The sequence below is a fragment of the Candidatus Hydrogenedentota bacterium genome (assembly GCA_012523015.1).
Classification (GTDB): Bacteria; Hydrogenedentota; Hydrogenedentia; order Hydrogenedentales; family CAITNO01; genus JAAYBJ01.
The window spans coordinates 1-3,400 of the sequence record JAAYJI010000300.1 but is presented as its reverse complement, the minus strand read 5'-3'; the positions used below and the strand labels follow the sequence as shown (position 1 = coordinate 3,400).

At 51.1% G+C, this 3,400-nt stretch carries 4 protein-coding genes; 2 read left to right on the top strand and 2 right to left on the bottom strand.

Annotated elements, in window-relative coordinates:
- Together GX117_13165 and GX117_13160 are read left to right on the top strand one after the other, a co-directional pair.
- Window positions 1-287 (top strand): glycosyltransferase (locus GX117_13165; GenBank protein ID NLO34279.1); only part of this gene is annotated, 287 nt, incomplete at its 5' end.
- The gene (locus GX117_13160) at window positions 277-1,044 is read left to right on the top strand and encodes a class I SAM-dependent methyltransferase (GenBank protein NLO34278.1); all 768 of its coding nucleotides are present in this window, start codon (window positions 277-279) and stop codon (window positions 1,042-1,044) included. The genes GX117_13165 and GX117_13160, both read left to right, overlap by 11 nt.
- A 74-nt stretch (window positions 1,045-1,118) precedes the next feature.
- Here the strand turns inward: GX117_13160 and GX117_13155 are convergent, their stop codons facing one another.
- Both GX117_13155 and GX117_13150 read right to left on the bottom strand, forming a co-directional pair.
- Window positions 1,119-2,285: a DUF5009 domain-containing protein gene (locus GX117_13155; GenBank protein NLO34277.1), complete on the bottom strand. Its 1,167-nt coding sequence runs from the start codon at window positions 2,283-2,285 to the stop codon at window positions 1,119-1,121.
- A gap of 77 nt (window positions 2,286-2,362) precedes the next feature.
- Window positions 2,363-3,400: YfhO family protein (locus tag GX117_13150; GenBank protein NLO34276.1), on the bottom strand; the 1,038-nt coding region annotated here is incomplete at its 5' end.

The window sequence follows — 3,400 nt, the reverse complement described above, 5'->3', positions numbered from 1 at the left end:
TCTCCACACTAGCCTTACACTTTGTCACGATCTTAGGCTTCTTATTTACTGCTATCTCCTTACTCTTCGGCATTTATGTACTCGCCATGTGGTGGCTTGGCAAAGCCGTGGAAGGTTTTACCACCGTTATCTTTCTCCAATTAATCATCGGAAGTGTTATTATGTTGGCGCTCGGTATTATTGGTGAATATCTCTCCATCATTTATACCGAAGTTAAGCAACGGCCCCATTATATTCTTTCTGAATCGGGGCAAGACCAAAAGCGTAATCTACCTCATGACCAATAATCCACAAAGCCCAAAAGAAAAGAAACGGCGCACCGGTGATACCATTGCCATTGATGGCGCTTACCAATACCGAGCGTTGACCCAAGGCAATCCTGTGCAACGCTTCTGGCATCTGTCCAAGCAACTGGTCATTGATACCTGTTTGCCGCCGAAGCCCGATCATTACGTCATGGATGTGGGCTGCGGCTCCGGAGTTATCGCCAATTTTCTCGCAGGCTATGGCGCGCAGGTTTTGGGCGTTGACGGCAACGAAGCAGCCATTGACTTTGCACGGGAACACTTCTCATCCGAAAACACGCGCTTCTTCCATGGTCTCGTAGATGAATCTTTTGATGTAGAGCAAGCGGTGGATCACATCTACTGTATGGAAGTGATCGAGCATATTTATCATGACCAGGTTTTGGACATGCTCAAAAGCTTCCATGCCTTGCTCAAACCGGGCGGGCAGGTCTTACTCACTACTCCCAACTACGCCAGCCTCTGGCCGCTCATCGAATATGCTTGCGACAAACTGCAAAAAACGGCAACCATGGGCGGCGACCAGCACGTCTGTCACTTCAATCCAAGACGACTCCGCCAAACTTGCATAGATGCGGGCTTTCAGGTAGAGCGGCTCAGCTCCTTTTGTCTCGCCGCACCGTGGATCGCGCCGCTCAGTCTGCGCCTCGCCAAAGCTATCCATAGTATGGAATTGGCGCTCCCTATTCGGCTAGGCTCCATTTTATTGATCATCCTGAAAAAGGAGCCGGAAGCCTGATAAAGACCAAGGCAGCAGGCGGCAGCCGCTCCATCGCGACTGTTCCGCACGGCGTTGAATCTTCTTCAGAAAAGTTATACGCGCAGGAAAATCTTCTTGCGGTACATGATCCACAAGGGAATCCAAAGGATTAATAGCACCAATGTTGCGCCAATAAAAGGTCCCACCTTCGCCATAGCGCCCAATACGGGGCATTTTTGAAACAATTTGTCTAAATGAACAATATGGACCGCCATATAAACGGCGATGGCATTGGCTCCAATAACGACGAAAGGATAAGCCCAGCGCTGCCACTGCCAAATGTCAACGACAAGATAAAAGAGGGCGAGAAGCAGGAAACTCCAACCGGCCGCCCACAGCACCATGGAACTGGTCCACAGATGCTTGATGATGGGGAAATGGAAACTCCAGAGCCAACCAAAGAACAGACAGCCCACACCGAGCAGCATAAGATTTTGGAAACGGCGCAGCGGTGTCCCCGACCCGCGCAGCACCTGCCCCGCAAAAGAGCCTAAGAGCACAGACGCGCCAAAGCCGAGACTGGGCAGTATCCAGGCGTAGGTCGTCGTCTGACTGCGGAACTTGCCAAGCGCCACGGAATCGAGCCATAGGGCGAGGTTGGTGTCCGGTTCCAATGCCCAGCCGCCCGCGCCGGGGACGGGCACAAACATCATGAGCAGCCAGTACACTATTAACAGCACGCCACACAAAAGAATCTGCATGGGCCGTTTCAGATAGCAATAGGCGAGGACAGCGATCACATAGCCCGCGGCAATGGACTGCAACGTATTGGAATAAAAATAAAGGGTCTTTTGATGGATTTCGAGAAGATTACCTTGCGCGATCATGCCAAAGATCCACAGGAGCACTACACGCCGGAACAGGCGTTTATAAAAAACTTTCCAATCTCGGGTCTCGCCTTCCTTCAATGAAAGTGCGAAAGGAATCGTGACGCCCGAAACAAAGAGGAAGAGGGGCATGATCAAATCCCATGCAGCAAAGCCTTCCCATTTCACATGATCCAATTGGAAATAAAGCCATTCGGGAATCTCACCCCAAAAATAGAGTAAGCCCACGAGGGCAAGAAAAAATTCTTTCCCGCCAATAATCCAAAACATATCGAAGCCACGCAGGGCGTCCACCGACAACATACGCGTTTTTTTAACAGGCGCAACGGCGGTCGATTCATTTTCTTGCGCTGTAACAGCTGCGGCGGCAGGAGCATGAGAATTATCTGTCATAATACTACTTTCTTCTACAAGATGATGCTTTGAGAACACCGTTGTTTTTCAACGAGATCCTCAGCCGAAATTAGGTTTTATAAAAAGGTAGGAGGTTGGCGCTTACTGCTTTTATCCAAACGCATGACTACCGTAAAATGCGTATTGAAATCAGGTGAAACACCCGGCAGTCGGAAACGCCAACAGATAATAAGAAACGAAAGAGCGGCAATCAATGCTGCCACTGAAAGACAAAGCGAAAAATAGGTTAAGCGCGGTCTAAACGCAAAGTGAACACGATGCGTGCCGGGCGGCAGCGCCACCGCTTTGAAGTGTCCATCAGCGCGTAATAAGGGTACCTGCTCGCCATTAACATAAGCAACCCATCCGGGATACCAAGAATCCAAGAAGGTCAGTACACGATGCTCAGGCAGTGGTCCCACTTCTAAATCAACGGTGTTCAAGCTTCGCGCCTGAATCTGAATCAAACCATCTTCATCATCCAAGTCCGATTTGATCTGTATCCGTGTGAAGCGGAATTCTTGCTGCCCTTTGTTCTCAATAACGATATTCCCACGGAGGCGCGCAAAATCGGGAAGCGGCACTTCCACCTCCCGCTCTTTGCCGCCTGTAGACCGCGCCACATGCTGCAGCCCCATTTCACTACGGTCCGTTCCCGGAAAGCTAAACTTAAAATCAACCTGCGCGCCGCCCTCGCAAACATACGCATAAACAAGTGAGCTGTGGAGCGCCCCCGCGCTGCCTGCAGGACGACCCGGTGCAGATGTGGGCAATTCCACCTCAAAATTCAGGCTCCGTTTTTTACCCGCTGCCGTGGGAGTGAAAAGCACGGCAGGCGCAGTGACGTCCGTGACCTGTACATGATCCGATACGGCAGAATGAGGAAGAGCGCCTTCTTCCACCTGTGGGATGGCAACCTCCGCTCCTTCCTCTAAAAAGACCGTTGTTGCTGCGGGGAAAAAGTCTTGTTTACCCGGCATCGTGCCCACACTGTACTGTCGGGCGAGCCAAAAGGAACGTTTGAACAACATATTGCCGCGCGTATTTTTTTGTGTCGGTTCGAAGGCTTGTACACCACGCAGCCCGGGTCCTTCGCGCGGCGGTCCACTCAGCAG

Excerpts from the sequence above, each read along its gene's own strand:
- GX117_13155 (NLO34277.1), bottom strand. The coding sequence starts at position 2,285 with ATGACAGATAATTCTCATGCTCCTGCCGCCGCAGCTGTTACAGCGCAA.
- GX117_13160 (NLO34278.1), top strand. The coding sequence starts at position 277 with ATGACCAATAATCCACAAAGCCCAAAAGAAAAGAAACGGCGCACCGGT.